The organism is Stenotrophomonas hibiscicola ATCC 19867 (genome assembly GCF_000382065.1).
GTDB classification, from domain to species: Bacteria; Pseudomonadota; Gammaproteobacteria; order Xanthomonadales; family Xanthomonadaceae; genus Stenotrophomonas; species Stenotrophomonas hibiscicola.
Genome location: NZ_KB907503.1, coordinates 235,131 through 260,862 on the forward strand (window position 1 = coordinate 235,131; position 25,732 = coordinate 260,862).

25 protein-coding genes and 1 tRNA gene are annotated in these 25,732 nt (G+C 67.3%); 15 read left to right on the forward strand and 11 right to left on the reverse strand.

The window, feature by feature from the left end; genetic code table 11:
* Positions 1-33: 33 nt before the first annotated feature.
* A complete protein-coding gene (locus G370_RS0117000; protein ID WP_019661671.1) occupies positions 34-288 on the reverse strand; it encodes a hypothetical protein in 255 nt (84 codons plus the stop codon).
* Positions 289-366: 78 nt separating this feature from the next.
* Here G370_RS0117000 and G370_RS0117005 point away from each other — a divergent pair, with 78 nt between their 5' ends.
* Together G370_RS0117005 and G370_RS0117010 are read left to right on the forward strand one after the other, a co-directional pair.
* Complete coding sequence (locus G370_RS0117005) at positions 367-1,152, forward strand: helix-turn-helix domain-containing protein (RefSeq protein ID WP_019661672.1); 786 nt, start codon at positions 367-369, stop codon at positions 1,150-1,152.
* 67 nt (positions 1,153-1,219) lie between these two features.
* Complete coding sequence (locus G370_RS0117010; RefSeq protein ID WP_026347217.1) at positions 1,220-1,645, forward strand: DUF7832 domain-containing protein; 426 nt, start codon at positions 1,220-1,222, stop codon at positions 1,643-1,645.
* Between the two features lie 72 nt (positions 1,646-1,717).
* Here the strand turns inward: G370_RS0117010 and G370_RS0117015 are convergent, their stop codons facing one another.
* Genes G370_RS0117015 through G370_RS0117025 form a run of 3 tightly spaced genes read right to left on the reverse strand, consistent with a single transcriptional unit; the run spans position 1,718 to position 5,168 of the window.
* Positions 1,718-2,902 carry an ABC transporter permease gene (locus tag G370_RS0117015; protein WP_019661674.1) on the reverse strand — a complete coding sequence of 395 codons (1,185 nt, stop codon included), beginning with the start codon at positions 2,900-2,902 and terminating at the stop codon, positions 1,718-1,720.
* A complete protein-coding gene (locus G370_RS0117020; protein ID WP_019661675.1) occupies positions 2,899-3,645 on the reverse strand; it encodes an ABC transporter ATP-binding protein in 747 nt (248 codons plus the stop codon). Before G370_RS0117020 ends, G370_RS0117015 begins: the two co-directional genes overlap by 4 nt.
* The gene (locus tag G370_RS0117025; protein WP_019661676.1) at positions 3,642-5,168 is read right to left on the reverse strand and encodes an alpha/beta hydrolase; all 1,527 of its coding nucleotides are present in this window, start codon (positions 5,166-5,168) and stop codon (positions 3,642-3,644) included. The genes G370_RS0117020 and G370_RS0117025 overlap by 4 nt, the downstream gene beginning before the upstream one ends.
* Positions 5,169-5,464: 296 nt before the next feature.
* Between G370_RS0117025 and G370_RS0117030 the strand changes: the two genes are divergently transcribed.
* From G370_RS0117030 to G370_RS0117040, 3 genes are all read left to right on the forward strand, one after another.
* On the forward strand, positions 5,465-5,992 hold the full coding sequence (locus tag G370_RS0117030; protein ID WP_019661677.1) for a DUF1203 domain-containing protein: 528 nt from the start codon (positions 5,465-5,467) through the stop codon (positions 5,990-5,992).
* 191 nt (positions 5,993-6,183) lie between these two features.
* Positions 6,184-7,356, forward strand: coding sequence for a lytic polysaccharide monooxygenase auxiliary activity family 9 protein (locus G370_RS0117035; RefSeq protein WP_019661678.1), 1,173 nt, complete (start codon positions 6,184-6,186; stop codon positions 7,354-7,356).
* A gap of 178 nt (positions 7,357-7,534) precedes the next feature.
* Entirely contained in the window at positions 7,535-8,698 is a 1,164-nt protein-coding gene (locus tag G370_RS0117040) for a lytic polysaccharide monooxygenase (RefSeq protein WP_019661679.1), read from the forward strand.
* A 113-nt stretch (positions 8,699-8,811) separates the two neighbouring features.
* Here the strand turns inward: G370_RS0117040 and G370_RS0117045 are convergent, their stop codons facing one another.
* The gene (locus G370_RS0117045; RefSeq protein WP_019661680.1) at positions 8,812-9,561 is read right to left on the reverse strand and encodes a ferredoxin--NADP reductase; all 750 of its coding nucleotides are present in this window, start codon (positions 9,559-9,561) and stop codon (positions 8,812-8,814) included.
* A gap of 84 nt (positions 9,562-9,645) precedes the next feature.
* Between G370_RS0117045 and G370_RS0117050 the strand changes: the two genes are divergently transcribed.
* The 4 genes from G370_RS0117050 (at position 9,646) to G370_RS0117065 (ending at position 13,651) form a co-directional block, all read left to right on the forward strand.
* Entirely contained in the window at positions 9,646-10,614 is a 969-nt protein-coding gene (locus G370_RS0117050) for an ABC transporter ATP-binding protein (protein ID WP_019661681.1), read from the forward strand.
* Positions 10,611-11,402, forward strand: coding sequence for an ABC transporter permease (locus G370_RS0117055; protein WP_005420226.1), 792 nt, complete (start codon positions 10,611-10,613; stop codon positions 11,400-11,402). The genes G370_RS0117050 and G370_RS0117055 overlap by 4 nt, the downstream gene beginning before the upstream one ends.
* A gap of 387 nt (positions 11,403-11,789) precedes the next feature.
* Complete coding sequence (gene panE, locus G370_RS0117060) at positions 11,790-12,728, forward strand: 2-dehydropantoate 2-reductase (protein WP_019661682.1); 939 nt, start codon at positions 11,790-11,792, stop codon at positions 12,726-12,728.
* 29 nt (positions 12,729-12,757) lie between these two features.
* Complete coding sequence (locus G370_RS0117065) at positions 12,758-13,651, forward strand: Rossmann-fold NAD(P)-binding domain-containing protein (protein ID WP_019661683.1); 894 nt, start codon at positions 12,758-12,760, stop codon at positions 13,649-13,651.
* A gap of 78 nt (positions 13,652-13,729) precedes the next feature.
* Here the strand turns inward: G370_RS0117065 and G370_RS0117070 are convergent, their stop codons facing one another.
* Complete coding sequence (locus G370_RS0117070; RefSeq protein WP_026347219.1) at positions 13,730-14,527, reverse strand: TatD family hydrolase; 798 nt, start codon at positions 14,525-14,527, stop codon at positions 13,730-13,732.
* A 67-nt stretch (positions 14,528-14,594) separates the two neighbouring features.
* Here G370_RS0117070 and hrpB point away from each other — a divergent pair, with 67 nt between their 5' ends.
* Together hrpB and G370_RS0117080 are read left to right on the forward strand one after the other, a co-directional pair.
* On the forward strand, positions 14,595-17,099 hold the full coding sequence (gene hrpB / locus G370_RS0117075; protein ID WP_019661685.1) for an ATP-dependent helicase HrpB: 2,505 nt from the start codon (positions 14,595-14,597) through the stop codon (positions 17,097-17,099).
* A gap of 120 nt (positions 17,100-17,219) precedes the next feature.
* On the forward strand, positions 17,220-17,609 hold the full coding sequence (locus G370_RS0117080) for a hypothetical protein (RefSeq protein ID WP_019661686.1): 390 nt from the start codon (positions 17,220-17,222) through the stop codon (positions 17,607-17,609).
* Positions 17,610-17,699: 90 nt separating this feature from the next.
* Here G370_RS0117080 and G370_RS0117085 read toward each other — a convergent pair whose 3' ends face one another.
* From G370_RS0117085 to G370_RS0117095, 3 genes are all read right to left on the reverse strand, one after another.
* On the reverse strand, positions 17,700-18,239 hold the full coding sequence (locus G370_RS0117085) for a pseudouridine synthase (protein WP_026347220.1): 540 nt from the start codon (positions 18,237-18,239) through the stop codon (positions 17,700-17,702).
* A 107-nt stretch (positions 18,240-18,346) separates the two neighbouring features.
* Complete coding sequence (locus tag G370_RS0117090; protein ID WP_224329425.1) at positions 18,347-18,598, reverse strand: hypothetical protein; 252 nt, start codon at positions 18,596-18,598, stop codon at positions 18,347-18,349.
* 111 nt (positions 18,599-18,709) lie between these two features.
* Positions 18,710-19,567: a class I SAM-dependent methyltransferase gene (locus G370_RS0117095; protein ID WP_019661688.1), complete on the reverse strand. Its 858-nt coding sequence runs from the start codon at positions 19,565-19,567 to the stop codon at positions 18,710-18,712.
* A gap of 169 nt (positions 19,568-19,736) precedes the next feature.
* Here G370_RS0117095 and G370_RS0117100 point away from each other — a divergent pair, with 169 nt between their 5' ends.
* The 4 genes from G370_RS0117100 to G370_RS0117120 all read left to right on the forward strand — a co-directional run bounded on the left by G370_RS0117100 (position 19,737) and on the right by G370_RS0117120 (position 24,171).
* Complete coding sequence (locus G370_RS0117100) at positions 19,737-20,693, forward strand: aldo/keto reductase (RefSeq protein ID WP_019661689.1); 957 nt, start codon at positions 19,737-19,739, stop codon at positions 20,691-20,693.
* 650 nt (positions 20,694-21,343) lie between these two features.
* Positions 21,344-21,415, forward strand: a tRNA-Gln gene (locus G370_RS0117110).
* Positions 21,416-21,769: 354 nt separating this feature from the next.
* Entirely contained in the window at positions 21,770-22,894 is a 1,125-nt protein-coding gene (locus tag G370_RS0117115; RefSeq protein WP_019661690.1) for a slipin family protein, read from the forward strand.
* A 56-nt stretch (positions 22,895-22,950) separates the two neighbouring features.
* Positions 22,951-24,171: an RtcB family protein gene (locus G370_RS0117120; protein ID WP_019661691.1), complete on the forward strand. Its 1,221-nt coding sequence runs from the start codon at positions 22,951-22,953 to the stop codon at positions 24,169-24,171.
* 109 nt (positions 24,172-24,280) lie between these two features.
* Here G370_RS0117120 and G370_RS0117125 read toward each other — a convergent pair whose 3' ends face one another.
* Entirely contained in the window at positions 24,281-25,186 is a 906-nt protein-coding gene (locus G370_RS0117125; protein ID WP_019661692.1) for an NAD(P)/FAD-dependent oxidoreductase, read from the reverse strand.
* A complete protein-coding gene (locus tag G370_RS0117130) occupies positions 25,176-25,631 on the reverse strand; it encodes an Rrf2 family transcriptional regulator (protein WP_019661693.1) in 456 nt (151 codons plus the stop codon). The genes G370_RS0117125 and G370_RS0117130 overlap by 11 nt, the downstream gene beginning before the upstream one ends.
* Positions 25,632-25,732: the final 101 nt, after the last annotated feature.

Sequence of the window (25,732 nt, forward strand, 5' to 3'; positions counted from 1 at the left end):
CACACGGCCCGGCATCTCCGGGCCGTGTCCGCTTCAGGAGAGGCTGTCAATCAGGCGTTGCAGTGCCGGATCGCGCGCGGCCAGCACCTGGAACAGGCCCAGCGCATGCAGGCCCGGCAGCAGCCCACGCAGATCTGCTTCGGCGGTGGCGCGGGTGGCGTCATCGCTGGCGGGGTCCTGCCAGTCACGGACGCTGGCGAGGAAGGCGCCCACGCTGCCCTTGCGCAGGGTGAGCCCGTTTACCTGTACCTCGTTCTGGTGGTCGGGAAGGATGTCTTGGGGCTGCATCGGGGCGGCTCGTGTTGGAATGGGCGCCCAGTGTGGCGCGCGCGGATCGGCGCTTCTGCCGTATAACTGCCAATGGATATGGCAGATCAGACACCGACCGGCTTGATTGATCCGGCATTGGCGGACGCCGACGACGGCCCCATCGTGCTGGCCGGCCAGCTGCGCGTGCCCGGAAGGCGGCGCACCGCGCGCCACCAGCACGTGCGCGGCCAGTTGCTGGGTGCCCACCACGGCCTGCTGCGGATCGAGGCCGGCGACCTGCACTGGCTGCTGCCGGCGGGGCATGTTGCCTGGATACCGCCCTTGCTGCCCCACGCCCTGGTAGGGGCAGACGCATTCGATGGCTGGAGCCTGTACGTCCGCGCCGATGCCGGCCTGGATCTGCCGCCGCTGCCCCGCATTTTCCAACCCGATGTGCTGTTGCAGGCGGCGGTGACGCGGGCACTGCGCTGGCCGCATCAGGCACTGGACGCTGCGCAGGCACGCTTGGCCGGCGTCATCGCCGATGAGATCCGTGCCAGCACTCCCTTGCCACTTGCCCTGCCACAACCGCAGGATCGACGGTTGCGGCGGATCGCGGCGGCGCTGGCACGGTCGCCGGACGACCTTCGCAGCGTCGAAGCGTGGGCAGCCACCAGCGGACTGTCCAGCCGCAGTCTCGCCCGCCGTTGGCAGGCCGAAACTGGCATGACCTTGAGCCAGTGGCGGCAGCGCCTGCGCGTGCTGCTGTCACTGCCACGCCTGCTGGCAGGCGAACCCGTGATCAGCGTTGCGCTGTCAATGGGCTACGACACGCCCAGTTCGTTCATCGCCGTGTTCAAGCGCGAGATGGGTGTGACGCCTGCGCGGTATAGCGTGGAGTGACGCAATCAACACTCGCGCTGTATATCTTCGCGACCTAACCTGCCCGTTGGTCCATAGACGCACCCATATGAAGTACGACGACGCCAGCTGGCACTCTGACGGCGACTTCCCTGCCGATCTCTCCCCTGAGGCAGGCGCTACCCACATCGGAATGTATCTGGCGTGGCTGCTGCTACGGGGGATGGCGGGCGAAGAGCTGTTGGATGACATGCAGGAGGAGCTGGGAGCCTTGACCCGGCGTGCAATGACACCCGGTCAGTTCCTGCTGGTGTGTGATGGCAAGTTCCTTGATGAAATGATCAACGATGAGGCGAATGCATTCACGCTGGAGTACTACCAAGCGGATGACTGCCTGTATCCCGATGACTACATCGAATTGCTGGCAGACGATCTTCCTTCGCTGTACCACGTCGCCGATACCTGGGAAAACTTCGATCGACTGGCACCGGTGATCGCCCAGCGCTTCGCCGCTTGGCAGGCAGCACAATCCTGAAAACAACGAGGCCCGGAATGACCGGGCCTCGTTTCATATCCGCCGGGCATGGCCCGGCGCTACCCGTGGCGGTCAGCCAGAGATGGCCAGGCGCTCGTTGTGGTAGCGGCGCACAGCGGCGAACCACAGCATAGCGGCCAGGCCGAGGCTGGCACCGAGGTAGATCGCCCAGACCGTCGGGGTGATGGTCTCGTGGCGGATCACCTTCAGCAGCATCTGGTTCTGCGACAGGAACGGCACGGCGTACTGCCACATCTCGCTCTTCAGCGGATAGGCCACCAGGGCGTAGCCAGGCAGCATCGGCAGCAGCATCAGCCAGGTCATGTGGCTCTGCGCTTCCTTCATGCTCTTGGCCGCAGCCGACAGGAAGGTCAGCAGCGAGGTGCCGATCAGCAGCATCGGCAACATCACCAGCAGCATCTGCAGCATCGAGCCGACGTTCATGTTGAACTGGCGGCCGATGTTGCCGGGGGCGATCTGCGCGCTCACCTTGAACGCGACCAGGGTCAGCAGCAGCGACACGAAACCGACCACGCAGGCGGCGGCGATCTTGCCGCTGACGATCGCACTGCGCGAGCCCGGCGTGGCCAGCAAGGGTTCCAGTGACTGCCGCTCGCGCTCGCCGGCCGTGGCGTCCATCACCAGGTAGGCGCCACCGATGAACGAGGTCAGCGTCAGCAGTACCGGCAGCAGCATCGACAGGATCATGCCGCGCTTGGCCTCGGCACTGGCCAGGTCCTGGCGCGCCACGTCCAGCGGGCGTGCCACCTGTGCGTCGATGCCGCGTGCCATCAGGCGCAAGGCACCGACCTGGCCGTTGTAGGTGGCCAGCGCCGCCTCCAGGCGTGCACTGGGTACTTCGGCCGCGCGACGCGTGCTGTCCTTGATCACCTCCACCAGCGCTGGCTTGCCCTCGGCCCAGTCCTTGCCGAACTCATCGCTGATGCGCAGCGCCACATCGATGTCCTGGGTGCGGATGGCCTCGGCCAGGTCCTTCGGTGCCGGTGCGGTGTTCAGCCCCTGCGCGGCGAGGAAGCGCACCAGGTTCGGCGCGTTGTCCGCACCGATGGTCGGAATCTGCAGCGGTTGTTCGATCTGGGTGCGCACCCGGCTCTCGGCCAGCTTGCCCATGCCCAGCAGCAGCACCGGGTACAGCAGTGGCCCGAACAGCAGGGTCAGCAGCAGTGTGCGGCGATCACGCGACAGGTCGCGCAGTTCCTTGCGCATCACCGTCATCAGGGTCGACATCATGCTCATGCGTGCAGGCCCTCTTCGCTGCCGATCAGTTTCACGAACGCATCTTCCAGGTTGGATTCGGCGGCCTGCGCACGCAGTTCGTCGGCGCTGCCGGCGGCCATCACCGTGCCCTTGGCGATGATCACGATGTGATCGCACAGCGCGGCCACCTCCTGCATGATGTGGCTGGACAGGATCACGCAGCGACCCTCTTCGCGCAGGCCCAGCAGGAAGCGGCGCAGCGCGCGCGTGGTCATCACGTCCAGGCCGTTGGTCGGTTCATCGAGAATGACGTTGCGAGGGTCGTGCACCAGCGCGCGGGCAATCGCGGTCTTGGTGCGCTGGCCCTGCGAGAAGCCATCGGTCTGGCGGTCGAGGATGTCCCCCATGTCCAGCGCGTGCGACAGCACCTCGATGCGTTCGCGGATGCGCTCGGCCGACAGGCCATGCAGTTCGCCGAAGTAGGCGATGTTCTCGCGCGCAGTCAGGCGCTTGTAGACGCCACGCGCATCAGGCAGCACGCCGAGGTGGCGACGCACCTCCACCGGATTGCGCGCCGCATCGATGCCGTCGACAGTGATGCTGCCCTGATCGGGCGTCATCAGCGTGTACAGCATGCGCATGGTGGTGGTCTTGCCGGCACCATTGGGCCCCAGCAGGCCGGTGATGCGGCCATCCTCGGCGCGGAAGCCGACGTTGGACACTGCCTGGATACGGCCGGTGCGGGTGTCGAAGGCCTTGTGCAGGTTGTCGGCGACGATCATGGTTCCCATCCGTTGAACGAGGTGAACGCCGGCACGTAGCTCAGCGTATCCAGGCAGCCGGCGTCCAGCGCCTTGGCATCGGTCGTGTCGATGAACTGGCCGAGCAGGCGCGGCATGCAGCCGGCGGTCAGCGTGCCGTGGCCCTGGCCACGGGCGACCAGCGCGCGTCCATTGGGCAGGCCCTTGAGGACCTGCTCGGCATAGCGCGGCGGGGTCACCGGGTCCAGTTCACCAGACAACAGCAGCGCCGGTACGTCACTGCGCAGCGGCACGGCATTGGCTGCCGGTGCCGGACGGTGCGGCCACACCGGGCAGGCCGCGAAGAATGCACTGGCCACCTCGTTGCCAAACAGCCGCTCGGGATCCTCGGCCGGCGCGTGGTAGCGCGGCGCATCTTCGCTACAGATCACCGACCAATGCATCCCGCGGTTGATCTGGAAATCCATGCTGCGGTTCGCACCGCGTGCCAGCGAGGCGAGCGGCGCGTAGCGGCCGTGCGCGGCTTCATCAAGAACCAGCGGCAGCAATGAGGCGTACTGGGGTACGTAGGAAAACGCAAAAGCCAGGCCCACCACGCTGTCCGGTGTCAGCACATCCTTCCGGGTCCCGTAGGTGCCGGGGTCGCGATACTCGACCGGAACCGGTGCACGGCGCAGGGTCTCGACCACGCTGCGCAGCTGCGCACGGGTATCGGTCGGGAAGCGCTTGCTGCAGGTAACGTCCTTGCGGCACTGCGCCGACTGCAGGGCGATCGCGTCCTCGAATGTCCTGGCGAAATCGCCGCCCACCACCAGCTCATTCGGCACCACGCCATCGATGACGATGCTGCGGGTGTGCTGTGGATAGGTGCCCGCATAGCGCTGGGCCACGCGGGTACCGTAGGAGCCGCCAACCAGGTTGAGCTGGTCCACACCGAGCGCCGCACGCACCGCATCCAGATCGGCGATCGCCTCGGTGGTGGTGTAGAAGCGCGCATCGGCACGCCCCTGCAGCGATGCGGCACAGCGCTGGGCGTAGTCGCGCAGCGATGCCTCGGAAGGCGCGGCATCCTCATCCATCGGCAGCTCCTTCCCGTCCGCGCCCAGGCAGCTGAGCGGGCTGGAACCGCCAGTGCCGCGCTGGTCGATCAGGAACACGTCGCGCTGTTTGCGCACCTGGCGCAGTGCAGTATCGACGATGACCGCCACCTCGCTGGCCGCCTGGCCGGGGCCGCCGGCCAGGAAGAACACCGGATCCGGCTGGCTGGCGCCGCTGCTGCCCGATTCCAGCCAGGCGATACGCAGGCCGATCCGGCGACCGTCAGGCTGGGCCCGGTCCTCCGGCACCTGCAGGGTGGCGCACTGCGCCTCCACGTTGGCGCTCGCACCTACCGTGGACAGCGTGCAGGGCTGGAAATCGATCGTGCCGAAGCGGCGGCCGGGTGCGTCAGTGGCACCCTCGGCGCCGGGTGACGGCGGCTGGCTGCAACCGGCAAGCATCAGGCTGGCCAGCATCCCGGCCAGCGCGAGGAGGTGTCTTTGCATCGTGCTCGTTTCCCCTGGAAGACGTTCCTGGCAACCACGACGGGCTGCCGCGGAAGATGTGACTCAACTTACACGGGCAGCGCGCCGACGGCGATGGGCAATGACGAATCCGCCGCCAACGGCGCGCAGACCGGACGGTCCTGCCCCTCGGCCTTGGTCGGCACAGGGCGGCATCGGCGGCGACCCGCAGCGCCCCACGGGCCAGTGCCCCGGCCTGACGGCGATGCGGGGTCTGAAAACGGCGAGCACGGCCGCCGGCGCACGCGCAGAATCCGCCGCAGACCCAGGAGACACCCATGCACACGTGGTACCTCGGTGGCATCGACCATCGCCCCTTCCTGCACCTGTTCGAGATGAGCGACTGCGCGCTCGCTGCGCTCGGCATCCAGCGTCGCTGGGCCGGCGCCAACGGCGGGCATCCCTGCCGGATCAGCCTGAGCGATCCCGCGCCTGGCAGCGAGCTGCTCCTGCTGTCCCACGTCCACCTGCCGCTGCATTCGCCGTACCGCGCCGCCGGCCCGATCTTCGTGCAGCGCGGCGTGACCCGTTGCGTCCTGCCGCCGGGCGAGGTACCCCCGTATGTGCAGCGCCGGGTGATCTCGATGCGTGCCTATGACCACGCCGCGCTGATGTGCGGTGCCCAGGTCTGTGCGGGCACCGAGGTGGCCGACCACCTGGATGCACTGTTTGCCGACCCGTCGGTGGCGTTCGTCCAGCTGCACAACGCCGCGCATGGCTGTTTCTCGTGCCAGGCAGATCGGGTAGGTACCGGGACTGCGTCGCGTGATCTCCATGACGTGATCGATGCCACGCCGGTCACGTGACGTCCAGCGCATCCGTTCAGCCCTGCGTGAAGCCTGCGGGAAGGGCTTCACATGCGCAGTCACGGATCGGCACTGCGATGGTTCCGCCGCCTGCAGTGCGACTCGATACTCGCCCTGGTGCCGCCGAAAGTCCGCCGCCCAGCGCAGCGCCTGCGGTCACCGTTCCCTTTCGACGACCACAAGGATGCGCCATGTCATTCCGATCCACACCGCTGTTGCTGGCCACCTCGTTCGCCGCTGCGGGCCTGTGCCTGGCCGGCAACGCGTTCGCCCACGGCACGATGACCACGCCGGTCAGCCGCGTCTATGCCTGCTTCCAGGGCAATCCCGAGAATCCGACCAACCCGGCCTGTGCCGCTGCAAAAGCGATTGGCGGTTCACAGGCGTTCTACGACTGGAACGGCATCAACCAGGCCAACGCCAACGGCAACCATCAGGCCGTGGTGCCCGACGGCAAGCTGTGCAGCGGCAACAACCCGACCTTCCGCGGCCTGGACGTGAACCGCAGTGACTGGCAGACCACGCCGATCCACGCCGATGCCAATGGCAGGTTCACCTTCGTGTTCAAGGCAACCGCGCCGCACGCCACGCGCGACTGGCGCTTCTTCGTCACCCGCGACGGCTGGCAACCGGGCAGCCCGTTGCGCTGGGCCGACCTGCAGGAGTTCTGCACGCTGGGCAATACACCGCTCTCTGCCGATGGCACCTACAAGCTGCAGTGCACGCTGCCGCAGCGCAGCGGCCAGCATGTGATCTACAACACCTGGCAGCGCTCGGATTCGACCGAGGCGTTCTACACCTGCATGGACGTGCGCTTTGAAGGCGGCGGCGGTGGTACGACGCCGGCACCGCAATGGCAGGATGCCGGCCCGGTCACCGCCCGCGGTGAATTGCCGGTCGGTACGACGCTGGCACTGCGCGTGTTCAATGCCAGCGGCAACGATGTCGAACGTGTGGAAGCGACGCTGGCCAGCGGCCAGACCTCGGCCGCGCAATGGCCCTTGGCGCTGGCCCGCAAGGTCAATGCCAGTGCCCAGCATGCGCGCGTGGGCGTGCTGGCCAATGGTGCAATCACGCCGACGGCCTCGGCCACCGCCAACCGCGTGTACCTGAAGGATGGCAACCGCTTCCAGCTCGACACGAAGGTGCCGGACCCGGGCACGCCGTCGCCGGGCGGTGATTTCGACCATGTGTACCCGGCCGGTATCGGCGGCTATGTGCCGGGCCAGACCGTGGTGAAGGGCACCGACGGCAAGCTGTACGCCTGCCGTCCGTTCCCGGAGGGTGCATGGTGCAACGTCAATGCCGAGGCCTACCGGCCGGGCGTGGGCGCGGCCTGGCGCGATGCGTGGATCGCGTACTGAGGCAGTGATGCGGGAGGCGGTGCACAATGCACCGCCTTTCGCCCGGATGACGGCAAAGTAAGCACCGTGTTGCAGATCGAACACAGCCGCCATCGATTTCAAACTTGTCCGATGTTGCCGGCGCATCCGCATGTGAAGACTCCTTGAGGTTTCCCACACCTCGCAAAGGAGTCTCTGCATGCACCTGTCCCATCGGGCAGTCTTCGCACTGTCCGTCGTCGCCGGCCTGGCCTTGTCCGGCAGCGCCTTCGCCCACGGCACCATGACCAAGCCGCTCAGCCGCGTGAAGCAGTGCCACGAGGGCAATCCGGAAAACCCGACCAACCCGGCCTGTGCCGCAGCCAAGGCCATTGGCGGCGCGCAGCCGTTCTACGACTGGAGCGCGATTGCCCACGGCAATGCCAATGGCAACCATCGCGAACTGGTGCGCGATGGCGAACTGTGCAGTGCCAGCATTCCCAAGTACCGCGGCCTTGACCTGAACCGTACCGACTGGCCGACCACACCAATCCGCGCCGACGCGCGTGGCCGCTACACCTTTGAGTTCTATGCCCCGGCCCCGCATGCCACCCGCGAGTGGAAGTTCTATGTCACCCGTGATGGCTGGCAGCCGGGCAGCCCGCTGCGCTGGGCCGACCTGCAGGAATTCTGCACACTGGGCAACGTGCCGGTGGACGGCAAGACCTACAAGTTGGACTGCCCGCTGCCCAAGCGCAGTGGCCAGCACATCATCTACAACACCTGGCAGCGTTCGGATTCGGGTGAAGCGTTCTACACCTGCATGGATGTCCGCTTCGAAGGCGGCAACGGCGTGATTCCGCCGCCGCAGTGGCAGGATGCCGGCCCGGTCACCGCCCGCGGTGCGCTGGAGGCAGGCACCACGCTGACCCTGCGCGTGTTCAATGCCAACGGCAACGATCTGGAGCGCCCGGAAGTGACCCTGGCCGCCGGCCAGACCGCTCCGGCGCAGTGGCCGATGGCGCTGGCCAGCAAGGTCAATGGCAGCGCCCAGCACGCCCGCGTCGGCGTGATGAAGAACGGCGTGATCACGCCGGTGGCGTCCGCCACCGAGAACCGTGTCTACCTGAAGCCGGGTCATCGCTTTGAACTGGAAACCCAGATTCCGGGTCCGGGCCCGGTCGATCCGCCGGGTGGCGATTTCGACTTCGTGTATCCGGCAGGCCTCGGCAGCTACAAGCCGGGCGAGACCGTGGTGAAGGGCACCGACGGCAAGCTGTACGCCTGCCGCCCGTTCCCGGAAGGTGCGTGGTGCAACATCAACGCCGATGCCTATCGCCCAGGCACCGGCTTTGCCTGGCGTGATGCCTGGATCGCGTACTGAGGCATGGCACCGGGGGCGGCGTGATGCCGCCTCCGATTTGCGGGATTGCCGGCCAGCGGCCGGCATTACCAAGGTTCGTGGGGTTGCCGGCCAGCGGCCGGCACTACCCTGGCTTACTTGCTGCTGACGTACTTCTCGCGGCGGATCTGCGGGTTGCCCAGGCCGGCGGCCTTCAGCAGCTCGGCGCAGGCATCGACCATGTCCGGGTTGCCGCACAGGTAGGCGATGTCGGTGGCCGGGTCCGGCGTGAAACCGGCCAGCGCCTGCTGCACGTAGCCGTGCTGTACATCCGGGTGCGGTTCGGCCGGCAATTCGCGCGACAGGCACGGAACATAGCGGAAGTTCGCGTGCTTTTCGGCGAAGCTGTAGAAATCTTCGCTGTACAGCAGCTCGCCCGGGCTGCGCGCGCCCTGCAGCAGCACGATCTGCACATCGCGTTCGGCCATGGCCTTTTCCAGCAGCGGCAGCATGGAACGGTACGGGGTAACGCCGGTACCGGTGGCGATCAGCAGGTAACGGGCGTTGTGGTCACCGGGATTCAGGCAGAACCGGCCATAGGGGCCGGACGCACTGATCTGGCCGCCCGGCTCCAGTGCCTCGAACAGGGCCGTGGCAGCACCACCGGGCACGAAACTGACCGCGATATCCACCGCCTCGCCCGGGCCCAGCGCATGGTCGTGGATGGTCGCCAGCGAGTAGCTGCGCTTGGTTTCGGTGCCGTCGGCATAGCTGAAATGGACCTGGATGAACTGGCCGGGCTGGAAATCCAGTGGCTGTCCATCATCACGCACGAACTGGTAGTGGCCGACGGTCGGGGCCAGCATGCGGCAGCCGACCAGCTTGAGGGGGAATTGAACAGGCACGACTTTTCGGGACAGTGTGTAGCCGGGGCAAGCCCTCGGGGTCTTCTATAATAGCCCCTCCCCGCCCCTCTCCAGCGCCAGCCCATGGGCGCGAAGGCTTCGAGCTTGGCATCCCAGAACGATACGGCGCCCGCCCTGCGCGTGCGCGACCTGCGCAAGACCTACGACAACGGCACCCAGGCCCTGAAGGGCGTTTCCCTGGAAGTGGCCCCGGGCGACTTCTTCGCCCTGCTCGGCCCCAACGGGGCCGGCAAGTCGACCCTGATCGGCATCATCAGCTCCCTGGTCAACCTCAGCGAGGGCCAGGTGGAGGTGTTCGGCAGCGACCTGGTGCGCAACCGCAGCGCGACCATGCGCCTGATCGGGCTGGTGCCTCAGGAAATCAACTTCAACCTGTTCGAGAAGCCCTTCGACATCCTGGTGAACTACGCCGGCTTCTATGGCGTGCCGCGCGAGGAAGCCGAGCAGCGCGCCGAAGAGGAACTGAAGCGCGCGCACCTGTGGGAAAAGGCACAGGTGATGAGCCGCACGCTGTCCGGCGGCATGAAGCGCCGGCTGATGATCGCCCGCGCGATGATGACCCGCCCGCGCCTGCTGATCCTGGACGAACCGACCGCCGGCGTGGACATCGAGATCCGCCGCGACATGTGGCGCGTGCTGAAGGAGATCAACGGTGCCGGCACCACGATCATCCTCACCACGCACTACCTGGAAGAGGCCGAGTACCTGTGCCGCCACCTGGCGATCATCAACCATGGCCAGATCGTCGAACAGGGGCCGATGCGCACCCTGCTGGCCAAGCTGGACGTGGAAGGCTTCCTGCTGGACATCGACGGTGACCTGCCGGCGCAGCTGCCGGTGATCGAGGGCGCGACGCTGACCGCCCCGGACCCGCACACGCTGGACATCGATATGCCACGCGCGATGGACCTCAACCGCGTGTTTGCGACGCTCAACGCGTCCGGTATCCGCGTGCGTTCGATGCGTACCAAGAGCAACCGCCTGGAGGAGCTGTTCGTGCGCCTCACCGGCAACATGGAGAAGCCCGCATGAGCACCACCGAGCTGACCGACGGCCAGCGCAACCGCATCGCGCTGATGACCATCGTGCGCCGCGAAGTCGCCCGCATCATGCGCATCTGGGGCCAGACCCTGGTGCCGCCGGCGATCACCATGACCCTGTACTTCCTCATCTTCGGCAACCTGATCGGGTCGCGCGTGGGTGACATGGGCGGCTACACCTACATGCAGTTCATCGTGCCGGGCCTGGTGATGATGAGCGTGATCCAGAACAGCTACGGCAACATCAGCTCCTCGTTTTTCGGCGCCAAATTCGGCCGCCACGTCGAAGAGCTGCTGGTCAGCCCGATGCCGAACTGGGTGATCCTGTGGGGCTATGTGGCTGGCGCGGTGCTGCGCGGCCTGATGGTGGGCGTGATCGTGCTGATCATCGCGATGTTCTTCACCCCGGTGCGAATCCCGCATCCGATCGTGATGCTGACCACGGTGATCCTCGGCGCGACGATCTTCTCGCTGGCCGGATTCATCAATGCGGTGTATGCGAAGAAGTTCGATGACGTGGCGATCGTGCCGACCTTCATCCTGACCCCGCTGACCTACCTGGGTGGCGTGTTCTATTCGGTGAAGCTGCTGCCGGGCTGGGCCGAAGCGGCCACGCACGCGAACCCGATCTTCTACATGGTCAACGCGTTCCGCTATGGCCTGCTGGGTAGCAGCGATGTGCCGCTGCCGGTGGCCTACGGCCTGATGATCGGTTTCGTGGTGGTGCTGACGGCGCTGGCCCTGTGGCTGCTGCGCCGTGGCGTGGGCATGCGCAGCTGAGTTTTGCCTGCAGGGCCTGCGGCCCTGCACCCGCTGAATCAACGTCAACGTCAACTTCAACGGCAAAAGCTGACTATCCGGGGGATGGCGGGGTGGGTCCGGTTGCGGAGGACGCCGTGAATCCGTCCATGGAGGCTCGGTCGCGCCATCCATGGCGCTCACGCCCCCGCAACCGGACCCACCCCGCCTTCGACAAATTCCTGCGATCTGCCGGGGAGCCGTTCTGCGCTGCTGTTGGTAGGTGTCGACCTTGGTCGACACGATGGATCCAAGCCATGCGTGGATGAAGCGATCTCTGTAGAGCCAAGCCGATGCTCGGCTCTTTTTTTGCCCGCAATCTCCGGCACAATCGCAGATCTGATTCCCCCAGAAAGCGGTGAACGTGCAATGCGCATCCTGATCCTCGGCGCCGGCGGTACCGGCGGTTACTTCGGTGGTCGCCTGGCCCAGGCCGGCGTGGACGTGACCTTCCTCGTGCGCCCCGCGCGCGCCGCACAGCTGGACCGCGATGGCCTGGTGATCCGCAGCCCGCTCGGCGATGCCAACTTCCCGGTGCAGCACGTCACCGCCGATGCGCTGCCCGCATTGGCCGCGCAGAAGCCGTTCGACCTGGTCATCCTCAGCTGCAAGGCCTACGACCTCGACAGCTCGATCGACGCCATTGCTCCAGCCGTGGGCGCGAACACCACCGTGCTGCCGATCCTCAACGGCCTGCACCACTACAACGCGCTGGACCTGCGCTTCGGCCGCGACGCCGTGCTCGGCGGCCTGTGCTTCATCAGCGCCACCAAGGCCCCCGACGGTGCGGTGCTGCACCTGGGCAAGCCGGCCAAGCTCACCTTCGGCGAGCGCGATGGCGGCGCGGCGTCCGCACGCGTGCGTGCCTTCGCCGCAGCCTGCGCGCAGGCCCATCTTGATCACCTGGCGAGCGAACACATTGGCCAGGAACAGTGGATCAAGTACACCTTCCTGACCGCGCTGGCCGCCGCGACCTGCCTGCTTCGCGCGGATATCGGCACCATCGTCGCCACCGATGATGGCGAGGCGATCGTGCGCGGCCTGTACGACGAATGCCTGGCCGTGGCCGAAGCTGCCGGTGAGCCGATTCCAGATGCCGCGCAGGACACCGCACGCGGCACCCTCACCCAGGCGGGCTCGGCACTGAAGGCGTCGATGCTGCGGGATCTGGAAGCCGGCCAGCAGGTAGAGGCCGAACAGATCGTCGGCGACATGCTGGCGCGTGCACGCAAGGCCGACCAAGAAGCCCTGCTGCTGCAGGTCGCCTACAGCAGCCTGCAGGCCTACCAGGCACTGCGCGGCGCGTGAGCCTCCCGTTGCAGGCCAGCGCGCTGCCTATGCGGGTGCTGATCCTCGGTATGGGCTGGAGCGGATGCGTGCTGGCCCCGCATCTGCAGGCGCGGGGCGTGCACGTCGTCGGCACGGTGCGTAACCCCTCGTCGGCGCCGGACGATGGCCTGCTGCGGCATCAGCTGCACGCTGACTCCCCACCGTCGCCCGCCCTGCTCGATGAGGTCGCGCAGGCCGAGGCCGTGCTGTGCAGCGTGCCGCCAGATGCCGCGGGCGACCCGGCACTGCGCCTGCTGCTGCCGGCTCTGCGGGCCAGCCCGGCACTGCGCTGGGTGGGCTATCTGTCGTCCACGTCGGTGTATGCCGATCGGGCCGGCGGCTGGGTTGACGAGCGCAGCGCAGCCGATGCCACCGAAGCAGCCGGCGTGCAGCGCCTGCGTGCCGAAGCGCAATGGCGTGCGCTTGCAGAGGTACGTGGCATCGCTTCGGCGGTGTTCCGCCTGCCCGGCCTGTACGGGCCGGGGCGCAATGCGTTGCTGCAGTTGGCGCAGGGGCGTGCACGCCACGTGGTGCGCCCTGGCCTGGTGTTCAACCGCCTGCACGTGGATGACCTGGCAACGGTCGTTATCGCGTCGATGCAGCGGCCGTGCGTGGAGGGGCTATACCTGCCGGCCGACGACGAGCCGGCACCACCGCAGGATGTGCTGGCCTTCGCCGCGAAGCTGGGCGGGTTTGCGATGCCACCTGCCGTGGCGTGGGACGACCCTGCACTCAGCCCGACGCTACGGCGCTTCTACGAGAGCAACAAGCGCATCGACAGCCGTGGCACGCGTGTGGCGCTGGGGTGGGCACCGCGGTTTCCAACGTATCGGGAAGGGCTGCAGGCGCTGGCCGCTTCGCTCGCCGGGCATGGCCCGGCGCTACCGGACAGCGCTTTGTAGAGCCGAGCCCATGCTCGGCTGCTCTTTGCGTCTTTCGCGCTGCGCGCGATAAGCCGAGCATGGGCTCGGCTCTACGGATCAACCGGCGTCGGGCAGGCGGAAGAACGCACGCGTCGCCGCAGTCGCATTGGCCGCCGTCACTGCAACGTCCTCGCCACGGTCACGTGCCAGTTCTTCCACGATATGCGAAAGGAACATCGGTTCGTTGCGGCGGTCCTTCGGCATCGGCTTCAGCGTGCGCGGCAGCAGGTACGGTGCGTCGGTCTCGATCATCAGGCGGTTGGCCGGGATGTTCTTCACCAGTTCGCGCAGGTGCGCGCCACGGCGCTCGTCACACAGCCAGCCGGTGATGCCGATGTACCAGTCCTGATCCAGGTAGTCGAACAGTTCGTCGCGTTCGCCGGTGAAGCAATGCACCACCGCCGGGCCGATGCGGCCTTCGAAGTTCTTCATCTGTGCCATGAAATCGGTATGCGCATCGCGCTGGTGCAGGAACAGCGGCTTTCCATTCTCAGCGGCCAGCTGCAGCTGTCGCTCGAAGGCACGGTGCTGCGCCGGGCGCGGCGAGAAGTCACGGAAGTAGTCCAGCCCGCACTCACCCACGGCCACAACTTCCGGGTGGGCATGCAGCGCGCGCATCTCGGCATCACATTCCTCGGTGTATTCCACCGCATGATGCGGGTGCACGCCGGCGGTGGCATACAGAAAGCCCGGGTGCTGCTGCGCCAGCTGCACGGCCAGCGGCGAGTGCTCGCGGCTGGCACCGGTGATGACCATCTGCACCACGCCGGCCTGCCGTGCGCGGTCCAGCACGGCATCGCGGTCGCGGTCGAAGGAGTCGTGGGTCAGGTTGGCGCCGATATCGATCAGGTGCATGGTCATCGCGGGGGAAAAGTGCCCGCGCATTGTACCTGCGCCCGCCATGGCCCCTTATCCTTTGCCCATGAATGCCCCGCTCTTCCCGATTTTCCCGCTGCTGCCGCAGATCCAGCAGCACCTGGCCGTGCAGCCACGGCTGGTGCTGGAAGCCCCGCCCGGCGCCGGCAAGACCACCCAGGTACCACTGGCCCTGCTCGAAGCGCCATGGCTGCAAGGCCGGAAAATCATCCTGCTGGAGCCGCGCCGGGTCGCCGCACGCAGCGCCGCGCTGTTCATGGCACGGCAGCTGGGCGAGGAGGTCGGTGGCACGGTCGGCTACCGTATCCGCTTCGAGAACAAGGTTTCGGCGCGTACGCGCATTGAAGTCGTCACCGAAGGCATCCTGACCCGCATGCTGCAGGAGGACCCGATGCTGGAAGAGGTCGGTGCGATCCTGTTCGACGAATTCCACGAGCGCCATCTCAGCGGTGACCTCGGCCTGGCGCTGGCGCTGGACGTGCAGGCGCAGCTGCGCGATGACTTGCGCCTGGTAGTGATGTCGGCCACGCTGGATGGCGAGCGCCTGGCACGCTTCCTCGATGCGCCGCGGCTGAGCAGCGAGGGCCGCAGCTACCCGGTGACGGTCAGCCATTTCCCGGCGCGCCGCGATGAGACGCTGGAACTGCAGGTGCGCCGCGCGGTGCAGCAGGCCCTGGCCGATCACCCCGGTGACCTGCTGGTGTTCCTGCCCGGCCAGCGCGAGATCGCGCGCGTCCAGGCCGGCCTGCAGGAGTCACTCGATGGCAACGTCGAGGTGCTGGCGCTGCATGGCGAGCTGCCGGTGGAACAACAGGCGCGCGTGCTGCAGATGGCCAGCGATGGCCGCCGTCGCGTGGTGCTGGCGACCAACGTGGCCGAGTCGTCGGTGACCCTGCCCGGCGTGCGCGTGGTGATCGACAGCGGCCAGGCGCGCGAACCGCGCTACGACCCCAACAGCGGCTTCACCCGGCTGGACGTGGTGTCCATCGCCCAGGCGTCGGCCGACCAGCGCGCCGGTCGCGCCGGTCGCGTGGCCGAAGGCGTGGCCTGGCGGCTGTGGCCGCAGTCGCAGCGATTGGAGCCGCAGCGCCGCGCCGAGATCGACCAAGTGGAACTGGCCGGACTGGCGCTGGAACTGGCCGCGTGGGGCAGCAGCGACCTGCGCTTCCTCGACCCGCCACCGGCCGGCCCGATGGGTGCGGCGCGCGAACTGCTGCAACGCCTGGGTGCACTGTCGGACTCGGGCGCGATCACCGCACTCGGGCGCCGTGTACTGGCGCTGGGTACGCACCCGCGGATGGCGGCGATGCTGCTGGCAGCGCCCGATGCCCGCGCGCAGGCGCTGGCCACCGATCTGGCCGCCCTGCTGGAAGCGCGCGACCCGCTGCGCCAGGGCGGTGACGCGCTGGCGAGCCGCTGGCGCGCACTGGCTGCGTTCCGCAATGGCCGCATACCGGGCGATGCCAACCGCAGCGGGCTGGCCGCCATCGATGCCGCCGCCAGGCAGTGGCGTCGCCGCCTGCGCTGCGAAGCCACGCCGCCGGCCAGCATCGAGGCCCATGAGCTGGGCGACCTGCTCGCGCACGCCTTCCCAGACCGGATTGGCGTCCAGCATCCCAGCGATCCATTGCGCTACCTCCTGGCCAATGGCCGCAGCGCGCGCCTGCACGAGCTGAGCGACCTGCGCGGCGAGCCGTGGCTGGTGGCCAGCGAACTGCGCTTCGAAGCGCGCGATGCGTTGTTGCTGCGTGCCGCACCGGTAGATGAAAGTGCTCTGCGCCATGCGTGGCCGGAGCGCTTCGTCACCGAAGACGTAGTGCGTTGGGACAGCGAACGCCGCGCCCTGGTTGCGCTGCGCGAGACCCGTTTCGACCGCATAGTGCTGGACAGCCGCTCGGCCGGCCGGGTCGATCCACAGCACGCCGCGCAGGCACTGACCGACGCGGTGACCGAACTCGGGTTGCAGGCCCTGCCGTGGACCGAGAGCCTGCACCAGTGGCAGGCGCGGGTGGAATCGCTTCGACGCTGGATGCCGGAGCTCGGCCTGCCCGACTGCAGCGACGATGCCCTGCTGGCCACGCGCGCACAATGGCTGCAGCCCGCGTTCGCCGGCAGGACGCGACTGGATGCGCTGGACGAATCCAGCTTCGGCGAAGCGCTGAAATCGCCACTGGAGTGGCCACAACGGCAGCTGGTCGAGCGTCATGCGCCGACCCGCATCACCGTGCCGTCCGGACTGGAGCGGCCGATCACCTATGCGCTGGACAGCGAGAGCGGCGACCCGCTGCCGCCGGTGCTGGCGGTGAAGCTGCAGGAACTGTTCGGCCTGGCCGACACGCCGCGCATCGCCGATGGCCGCGTGCCGCTGACCCTGCACCTGCTCTCCCCCGGCGGCCGCCCGCTGCAGGTCACCCAGGACCTGCGCAACTTCTGGGAAAGCACCTACGCCGAGGTGAAAAAGGAAATGAAGGGCCGTTACCCGCGCCATCCGTGGCCGGATGACCCGTGGACGGCCACGGCCACGCATCGGGCCAAGCCGCGCGGGACGTAGCCGGACCCTGCCTGATCCTGAATGGCTGCGGTAAAGTCACACCGCGTGCCACCTCGACTGACATACCGTTTACGGGCAACACGCGACACTGGACTTCGACCCGAGGCAAAGGACCCCCGCATGAGCAAGCTGACCGTAATCACCGACCGCGCTCTGGAGCGCGCCCTGGACCTGGCCCACAGCGCCGGCGACGGACTGAAGAGTGCCGGTGGCAGCCTGCGCCACCTTGGGCCGCAGGCCAGTGACTGGATCAAGACCGGCGCGGCGCTGGGCGCCGTCAAGACCGGTGGCAAGGTGGCCACCAAGTTCGCCCGGCGCAACCCGGCGGTGACCATTGCCGCCGCTGCGGTGGGTGTCGGCCTGCTCGGCTATGCGCTGTACCGCAAGCAGCAGAAGAAGAAGGCCGCCAACGGCCACGTGGTGAATGGTCAGGCGCAGCGCATCAATGCGCGTGACCGCCGCAACGACACCGTGGTGGACGAGCACAGCGATATCGGCAGCGACGCCTGAGTCTGCCGCGGTCGGCTTCCTTCCGCAGGAACTGAGCCCATCAGCCCGCTATGAGGGCCGGATACCGTAGGGTATCCGGCCCTTCGTGTTTCAGCCGATCTGCCGCCACTGCCCCGGCTGCAGGTCGTCCAGGCGGTAGGGTCCCATCGACACGCGGACCAGCCGCAGCGTCGGCAGGTTCACCGCCGCGGTCATCCGCCGCACCTGGCGGTTGCGGCCCTCGCGGATCGTGATCGCCAGCCAACTGTCGGGCACGGTCTTGCGGAAGCGCACCGGCGGATCGCGTGTCCACAGCGACGGCGCCGGATCGAGGCGCTCGATCTTCGCCGGCAGGGTCGGTCCGTCATTCAGCTCCACCCCATCGCGCAGCCGTTGCAGCTGCTCATCGCTGGGCGTGCCTTCCACCTGCACCCAGTAGGTCTTGTCGGCCTTATGCCTGGGGTCGGTCAGCTTGTGCGCCAGCGTACCGTTATCCGTCAGCAGCAGCAGGCCTTCGCTGTCATGGTCCAGGCGACCGGCGGCATACACGCGCGGCGGCAGGCCGAACCCGGCCAGCGTCGGCCGCGGCGGTACGCTGCGGTCGGTGAACTGGCAGAGCACGTTGAAGGGCTTGTTGAAGGCGATCAGCATTGCGGGCACGACGGGCGGCAGGTGCAGCATTGTCCCATGCCGCGCAACCTCGGCCGAGCGCGGCCCCGGTGCTGCCGGGCATCACGCCGGCCGAGGCTGCGGCGCGATCAACCGAAGACCTTCCACTCCAGCAGGAAAGAGCCCAGCACCAGTGCGATGCCGCACGCCGCGATGACATTGGCCCGGCGCCGCAGGCGGACCGGCGGCGGATTCATGGCACGCGCACGCTCCTCCAGCAGCGCACCGGCAAACAGCACGGCAAACCCCACGGTCGCCACCAGGTCGTAGGCATGGCCACCGTAGAACACGAAGTCAATCAGCCGCGCCAACACCAGCACTGCAACAGCGATATAGAACACCTTCTTCAACTGTCCACTCCATTGGCAGCAGGGCCGGGCCACGCCCGGCGGATACACGTTACGTCCATTGTGACGCCGCAGCGCTCACCGGGCGCAGCCCGGCGCCGCCCGCTACGGCTTGATGAAGCGCAGGGTCATGCGGTCGCTTTCACCGATCGCCTGGTACTTCGCATCATCGGCCTTGTCGTGCTGGTTGGTCGGCGGCAGCGTCCACACGCCGTTCGGGTGGTCCTTGGTGTCGCGCGGGTTGGCGTTGACCTCGCTGCGTGCATCCAGCTTGAAACCAGCCGCCTCGGCCATCGCGATCACCTGCTGCTGGCCGACATAGCCGGTGTCATCATCGTCGGCTACGTCGGCCTTGGCACGATGCTCGACCACGCCCAGCACGCCGCCCGGCTTGAGCACGTTGAAGAAGCCCTGGAACATGCCCTGCGCCTGGCCGGCCTTGCGCCAGTTGTGCACGTTGCGGAAGGTCAGCACCACATCGGCTGAATTGGCCGGGCCGAACACCGGCTTGGCCGGATCGTAGGCGACCACGGCAGTCTTGCCGAACTGTGCCGGCGCACCGGCGTACTTCTTCTCCAGGCTGTCGCGGCTGCGCTGCTGGTAGTCACGGCCGCGGCCTTCGGGCACCGCCATCGGATCGACCACCGCAGCAACGTAGTGGCCCTTGTCGTGCAACAGCGGCGCCAGGATCTCCGAGTACCAGCCGTTGCCGGGGGTGATCTCGATGACGGTCTTTTCCGGTGCCACCTTGAAGAACGACAGCGTCTGCGCCGGATGACGGAAGCCATCGCGCTTGACGTTGTTGGCATCACGGGTCGACGCCTTCACCGCCGCATCGATGGCCGGTGAGACCTGGATCTTCGCCGGCGCGACCGTGGACGGTGCGGCGAACGCGGGAACAGCAGCAAGCAGGGCCGAAGCAAGCAGCAGTCGGCAACCACGCAGGGACGAAGCAGGCATCATCGGGACGACTCCAGCGGAAGATGCGGCGAGACTAGCAGTCACAGCGTCCCAGGTGTTCACAAAACGTTAGCTGCGTGCGCGCCGCGGAACACTGTTTTGTGGTCGTCGCCGCAGCACGGTCACACTACGCGTTCTATTCTGGAGCACTTCCCCCAAGGAGTCCGTGCCCATGACGGCAACCCGCGAACTGGGCCGTTCCGGCCTGCATGTACGTCCGCTCGCCTTCGGTGGCAACGTGTTCGGCTGGAGCGCCGATGAAAAGGCCAGCTTCGCCCTGCTCGATGCCTTCGTCGATGCCGGCTTCAACCTGGTCGACACCGCCGATGTGTACTCGGCCTGGGTGCCCGGCAATGCCGGCGGCGAATCGGAGACGCTGATCGGCAAGTGGTTTGCCCGCAGCGGAAAGCGCGACAAGGTGGTGCTGGCAACCAAGGTGGCCAAGTGGGCCGAACGCCCCGGCCTGAGCCCGGACAACATCAATGCCGCGGTCGAGGATTCACTGCGCCGCCTGCAGACCGACGTGATCGACCTGTACCAGGCCCACGAGGATGACGAGTCGACGCCGCTGGAAGCGACCCTGGCCGCGTTCGGGCGCCTGATCGAAGCCGGCAAGGTGCGTGCGATCGGTGCCTCCAACTACAGCGCCACGCGCCTGGCCGATGCGCTGAAGGTGTCCACCGACTACAGGCTGCCGCGTTACGAAACGCTGCAGCCGGAGTACAACCTGTATGACCGCGCCGGCTACGAAAAGGAACTGGAACCGCTGGTGCAGCGCGAACAGATCGGCGTGATCGGCTACTACGCGCTGGCCAGCGGCTTCCTCAGCGGCAAGTACCGCACGCCGGCCGATGCAGCCAAGAGCCCGGCGCGTGGCGAGAACGTGGTGAAGCGCTATCTGAATCCGCGCGGCCTGCGCATCCTGCAGGCACTGGATGACGTGGCCAGCAAGCACAGCGCAAGCGCTGCACAGATCGCACTGGCATGGCAGATCGCGCGGCCGTCGGTCACCGCACCGATCGTCAGCGCCACCAGCGTCGAGCAGCTGCACGATCTGCTGGCGGCGGCAAACGTGTCGCTGAGCGTGCAGGATGTCGCGCAGCTGGATGCCGCCAGCGCGGAAGCCTGAGGGCCGGTAGTGCCGGCCGCTGGCCGGCATTGCACACATACCGAAGAAAATAATTGAACAAAATGGTTGCGCGCGACTAAATCGTGGTTTATCGTGCGCACCTCGTTTCAACAACCACTGGAAACTTCCCTTGAACGCGCATTCCGTCGCCACCGCCAAACTGCTGCCATGCCTGCGCATGGACGTGCTGGCGCGCGCGTTCGGCAAGGAAGACCAGCTGACAACGGCCTGATATCCGCCCTGCGGAGATCGGCCACCCCGATCTCCGAGGCCTGACGACGCCCTCGGAACGCAAGTCCCGGGGGCGTTTTCGTTTGCGTCGGCACAAGGACCCGCGATGCCAGAACTGCACCCCGCGCGGCAACCCGCCGCTCACTGACCCAGGCTTTTCCCGCCCCGCCGAAGGATTTACTTCGCGCGACCGGCAGCGCCTGGACATTATCTGCATCGCACCCAAACATTATCGCTCGCCGATAATGTCGGTGGCCTGCACCCTCGATTCTCCAACGGTCCCGTTTCCACCACGGGCTGGTGCGCGCGGCGTTGCCGTGGCGTATGCCGGAGGTCGCGGACATGCCATCGCCTGGATCGCCTGCTGGAGGCAGGCGCCGGTTCGCCGGTACGCGGTTCGATTCCGCGCGGTCCCCAACTGGATAGCTCAGCTTGGTCAGAGCAACGGATCCTGATTCCGTCTGTCGTGGGTTCGACTCCCACTCCAACCACATGACCTGTCACGTCATGACTTGAAGCAACACCCGGGGCGCAAGCCCCAGCAGCCATCGTCGCCGTCCACCGCCATCGCCTTCGGGCGGGGCCTGGAAGGCAACGGACCGCACGCCGGGCCCCGGCCCGCCGCCACTGCCAGCCACGTTCCGCCCCGGTGCTGCCTGCCGGGAACGACGATGGCAGCACTGCCGGTGCACCGATGGCCCCGCGCGCGGACCGTCCGCCGATGGCCGCCCTCTTCCGCAGGCGGCACAGCGTGTGCCGCCTGTCCTGCCACGACCGGTTCGACCCGGGTCATGGCATTCATTCCATCGGGTCGAATCACCAGAGCCATACAAGGAGAGACTCCCATGTTCTGGACCATCAAGGTCGTGATCGGCGACGGCGAGCGCGGCCTGGTGTATCGCAACCGTCGTTTCCAGCAGATCCTGCTGCCGGGCGTGCACCGCCTGTCGCCGTTCGGCGGCCGTCCGCACGTGGACATCCACACCGCATCGAAGGGCGCGGCCTACACCGGCAGCGACCAGGACAGCCTGATCGAAGCGCTGGGCGCACAGCTGGACACCCACTTCGTGCTGGCCAACGTCGGTGCCACCGAGGTCGGCCTGTTGCTGCGCAACGGCCGCATCGATGAAGTCCTGCCGCCGGGCAGCCGCCGTCTGTACTGGCGCGGTTCGGTCGATACCCAGGTGCAGGTAATGGCGTTGGGTGACGAGCCGCGCATTCCGGCCGACGTGCAGCAGCGGCTGGGTCAATTGGGCGTGCTGCCGCGTGTGGCGGTGATCAGCACCGTGCCGAGCGAGTCGGTGGGCCTGCTGTTCATCGATGGCACGCTGCGGCAGACGCTGGACGCCGGCCTGCACGCGTTCTGGAACTTCAACGGCAACGTGTCGGTGGAGCGCGTGGAACTGCGTGCACGTTCGCTGGACGTGTCCGGCCAGGAACTGCTCAGCCGCGACAAGGTCACCCTGCGGGTGAACCTGGCCGCGACCGTGCAGGTGGTCGACCCGGTGCGTGCACACCGCACGCTCAGCAATGGCGATGAGTTCGTCTACCGGCAGCTGCAGTTCGGCCTGCGCCAGGCGATTGCCGCGCGCAGCCTGGACGAGCTGCTGGGCGACAAGGCGGCGCTGGACGGCGAGATCGCCTCACATGTGCAGGCGGCAATCGAGGGCCACGGCGTGCGGTTGCTCGGCGTCGGCATCAAGGACGTGATCCTGCCGGGCGAGATGAAGGAGATCCTCAACGGCGTGGTGCTGGCCGAGAAGCAGGCCCAGGCCAGCGTGATCCGTCGCCGCGAGGAGGCCAACGCCACGCGATCACAGCTCAACACCGCAAAGCTGATCGAGGACAACCCGGTGCTGATGCGCTTGAAGGAGCTGGAGGCACTGGAGAAGGTCACCGAGAAGATCGACACGCTCACCGTGTTCGGCGGCCTGGATGGCGTGCTGAAGCAGCTGGTGACGATCAGGTAGGGGGTAGCGGCGGCGCAGGGACGCGCCGCCGGCCCATCAAGGACATACACGAAGACATGGACACTCAACACAACTATCAATGGCTGCACGTCGAGGGCACCACGCCGATCAAGGGCTGGGTCAACGGTGTGCCGCTGGAAGCGCAGGCGCATGAGCAGCTGCGCAACATCGCCGCGATCCCGTTCGTCGGGCCGTGGGTGGCCGTGATGCCGGACGTGCACCTGGGCAAGGGCGCGACCGTCGGCTCGGTGATCCCGACCCGCGGTGCGATCATCCCGGCCGCGGTCGGCGTTGACATCGGCTGCGGCATGGCGGCGGTGCGCACCACGCTGCGCGCCAACGACCTGCCCGACGACCTGCGGCAGCTGCGCAACAGCATCGAGCGCAGCATTCCGGTCGGCAACGGACGCGGCGGCGAGCATCACCGCATGCCCGACAGCATCCACACGCGGCTGGTGCAGTCCGGGCTGGCCGACGGCCTGGAGAAGATCAAGGACAAGCACCGCAGGATCCGCACCGATAAGCTGGACCGCCAGCTGGGTACGCTGGGCGGCGGCAACCACTTCATCGAACTGTGCCTGGACGAGACGGATACGGTGTGGGTGATGCTGCACAGCGGCTCGCGCGGCACCGGCAACCTGATCGGTACCTACTTCATCGAGAAGGCGCGCGAGGAACTGGCCCGGCGCGTGCTGGGCTTCCACCTGCCGGACAAGGACCTGGCGTTCTTCATGGAAGGCGAGCCGCTGTTCGATGACTACGTCGAAGCCGTGTCGTGGGCGCAGGACTACGCCCGGCAGAACCGCGAGGCGATGATGTCGCGCGTGCTGGCCGAGATGCGCCACCGGCTGCCGAAGTTCCAGCTGGCGGCAATGGCGGTGAACTGCCACCACAACTATGTACAGAAGGAAACGCACCACGGGCAGGAGCTGCTGGTGACCCGGAAGGGGGCCGTCAGCGCTCGCGAGGGTGAGCTGGGCATCATTCCCGGCAGCATGGGCACGCGCAGCTACATCGTGCGTGGCAAGGGCAACGCGGACAGCTTCCACAGCTGCAGCCACGGTGCCGGCCGGGTGATGAGCCGTGGCGCCGCGCGCCAGCAGATCACGCTTGCCCAGCATCGCGAGGCCACCGCGCACGTGGAATGCCGCAAGGACAGCGGCGTGCTGGACGAGTCACCGGCCGCGTACAAGTCGATCGACGATGTGATGGCCGCGCAGCTGGACCTGGTCGACGTGGTGCACACCCTGCGCCAGGTGTTGTGCGTGAAGGGGTAACGGAGCGGTGCCGGCCAAGGCCGGCACCCACCGCACCCGATTGCAGTAGATCCACGCCATGCGTGGATGGAACAGCGCCGACCAAGGTCGGCCTCTACCTGTGCAACGTTCAGCGCGCGATGCTGTCTTCGGCCACCAGCGCGTGGTGCACGCCGATGCCCGCGCGCACGCCTTCGGCCATGGCCAGGGTGATGTTGCCGACCGTCGTCGCATCGCCTGCGGCATACACGTTCGGCACCGAGGTCTGCTTCATCGCATCGACCTCGATCAGCACGCCCAGCGGGCTCTCGACCAACGTGCAGCCCAGCTGCTGCACCAACGGCGTGGCCATCGCCTGGGTGGCCGGCACGAACAACGCACGCTGGGCGATTCGGCGGCCGTCGGCCAGCTCCACTTCCAGCCAGGTCGGCTGGTCGCCCTGCACGCCCAGCACGGGTGACGTCTCGATCTGCACGCCGCGCTGCTGCATGGCGGCGCGTTCCTCATCCGTGATGTCCAGTCCCATGCTGAAGAACGTGACATTGCCCCAGTCGGCGAACAGCGGCGCCTTGCTGGCGGACATCGGATGACCGCCAAGCAGGCCAATGGCACCACCACCCACTTCATAGCCATGACAGTACGGGCAGTGCAGCACGGTGCTGCCCCAGCGCTCGGCGAGGCCCGGCAACGCCGGCAACTGGTCGGCGATGCCGCTGGCGAGCAGCAGCTTGCGCGCGGCCAGCACCTGGCCATCGGCGGTACGCACTTCCACGCCTTCGGCGCGGGCGGTGGCCTGCACGGCTTCGGCATGCACCCAACGCACCGTGGGGTAGTCCAGCAGCTGCTGGCGCGCCGTCTTCAGCAGCTCGGCGCCACTGATGCCATCCAGCCCGAGCACCCCGTGCGAATGACTGGCGAAACGGTTGCGCGGCGAACCTGCGTCGATGACGGTGACCGGGCGACGGGCACGGGCCAGGATCAGGCCGGCGGCAATGCCGGCATAGCTGCCGCCGACGATGAGCACATCAGGATTCATGGTGACCTTCCAGGGAACGGTGATGGGCGAGATGGCGGGCGAAGTCGGCGCCAAGCTGGTCCAGCGTGGTCGCCTGCAGCCGCGCTTCGAGCAGGCGCTGCGCTTCGCGCGCCCCATCGAGCAAGGCGCTGTTGACCAGCCGCTGGATCGGGCAGCCACCGCCGGAGTCGCGTGCGCCGACCTGGACCAGCGGTGGTGCGCCCACCGCCAGGTAGATGTCATGCAGGGTGATCGCCGCGGCGTCGCGTGCCAGCAGGCTGCCGCCGCCGTGGCCGCGGGTGCTGCGCACCAGGCCGGCCTTGTGCAGCTGTGCCAGCAGGCGACGGATCACCACCGGATGCGTCGGCAGGCAGGACGCCAGCTGCTCGGACGTACGCGGGGCGGCATGGCCGACCAGGTGCGCCATCACATGCAGGGCGTCGGACAGTGGATTTGCGGATTTCATGTAACAACGATAGTTACATTTAAATTCTCTGTCGAGGGTCTTCTTTCGTTCCATATGGACACATTTGTCCTATGAAACATCCCCTTCACATCACTAAACGA

Bases quoted from the DNA above. Each gene is read 5' to 3' on its own strand.
- panE (WP_019661682.1), top strand. From the start codon at position 11,790: ATGCGCATCCTGATCCTCGGCGCCGGCGGTACCGGCGGTTACTTCGGT.
- G370_RS0117030 (WP_019661677.1), top strand. From the start codon at position 5,465: ATGCACACGTGGTACCTCGGTGGCATCGACCATCGCCCCTTCCTGCAC.
- G370_RS0117125 (WP_019661692.1), bottom strand. From the start codon at position 25,186: ATGAATCCTGATGTGCTCATCGTCGGCGGCAGCTATGCCGGCATTGCC.
- G370_RS0117100 (WP_019661689.1), top strand. From the start codon at position 19,737: ATGACGGCAACCCGCGAACTGGGCCGTTCCGGCCTGCATGTACGTCCG.
- G370_RS0117035 (WP_019661678.1), top strand. From the start codon at position 6,184: ATGTCATTCCGATCCACACCGCTGTTGCTGGCCACCTCGTTCGCCGCT.
- G370_RS0117115 (WP_019661690.1), top strand. From the start codon at position 21,770: ATGTTCTGGACCATCAAGGTCGTGATCGGCGACGGCGAGCGCGGCCTG.
- G370_RS0117015 (WP_019661674.1), bottom strand. From the start codon at position 2,902: ATGAGCATGATGTCGACCCTGATGACGGTGATGCGCAAGGAACTGCGC.
- G370_RS0117130 (WP_019661693.1), bottom strand. From the start codon at position 25,631: ATGAAATCCGCAAATCCACTGTCCGACGCCCTGCATGTGATGGCGCAC.
- G370_RS0117000 (WP_019661671.1), bottom strand. From the start codon at position 288: ATGCAGCCCCAAGACATCCTTCCCGACCACCAGAACGAGGTACAGGTA.
- G370_RS0117085 (WP_026347220.1), bottom strand. From the start codon at position 18,239: ATGCTGATCGCCTTCAACAAGCCCTTCAACGTGCTCTGCCAGTTCACC.
- G370_RS0117120 (WP_019661691.1), top strand. From the start codon at position 22,951: ATGGACACTCAACACAACTATCAATGGCTGCACGTCGAGGGCACCACG.
- hrpB (WP_019661685.1), top strand. From the start codon at position 14,595: ATGAATGCCCCGCTCTTCCCGATTTTCCCGCTGCTGCCGCAGATCCAG.
- G370_RS0117070 (WP_026347219.1), bottom strand. From the start codon at position 14,527: ATGCACCTGATCGATATCGGCGCCAACCTGACCCACGACTCCTTCGAC.
- G370_RS0117065 (WP_019661683.1), top strand. From the start codon at position 12,758: ATGCGGGTGCTGATCCTCGGTATGGGCTGGAGCGGATGCGTGCTGGCC.
- G370_RS0117095 (WP_019661688.1), bottom strand. From the start codon at position 19,567: ATGATGCCTGCTTCGTCCCTGCGTGGTTGCCGACTGCTGCTTGCTTCG.
- G370_RS0117080 (WP_019661686.1), top strand. From the start codon at position 17,220: ATGAGCAAGCTGACCGTAATCACCGACCGCGCTCTGGAGCGCGCCCTG.
- G370_RS0117020 (WP_019661675.1), bottom strand. From the start codon at position 3,645: ATGATCGTCGCCGACAACCTGCACAAGGCCTTCGACACCCGCACCGGC.
- G370_RS0117005 (WP_019661672.1), top strand. From the start codon at position 367: ATGGCAGATCAGACACCGACCGGCTTGATTGATCCGGCATTGGCGGAC.
- G370_RS0117055 (WP_005420226.1), top strand. From the start codon at position 10,611: ATGAGCACCACCGAGCTGACCGACGGCCAGCGCAACCGCATCGCGCTG.
- G370_RS0117050 (WP_019661681.1), top strand. From the start codon at position 9,646: ATGGGCGCGAAGGCTTCGAGCTTGGCATCCCAGAACGATACGGCGCCC.
- G370_RS0117040 (WP_019661679.1), top strand. From the start codon at position 7,535: ATGCACCTGTCCCATCGGGCAGTCTTCGCACTGTCCGTCGTCGCCGGC.
- G370_RS0117010 (WP_026347217.1), top strand. From the start codon at position 1,220: ATGAAGTACGACGACGCCAGCTGGCACTCTGACGGCGACTTCCCTGCC.
- G370_RS0117025 (WP_019661676.1), bottom strand. From the start codon at position 5,168: ATGCAAAGACACCTCCTCGCGCTGGCCGGGATGCTGGCCAGCCTGATG.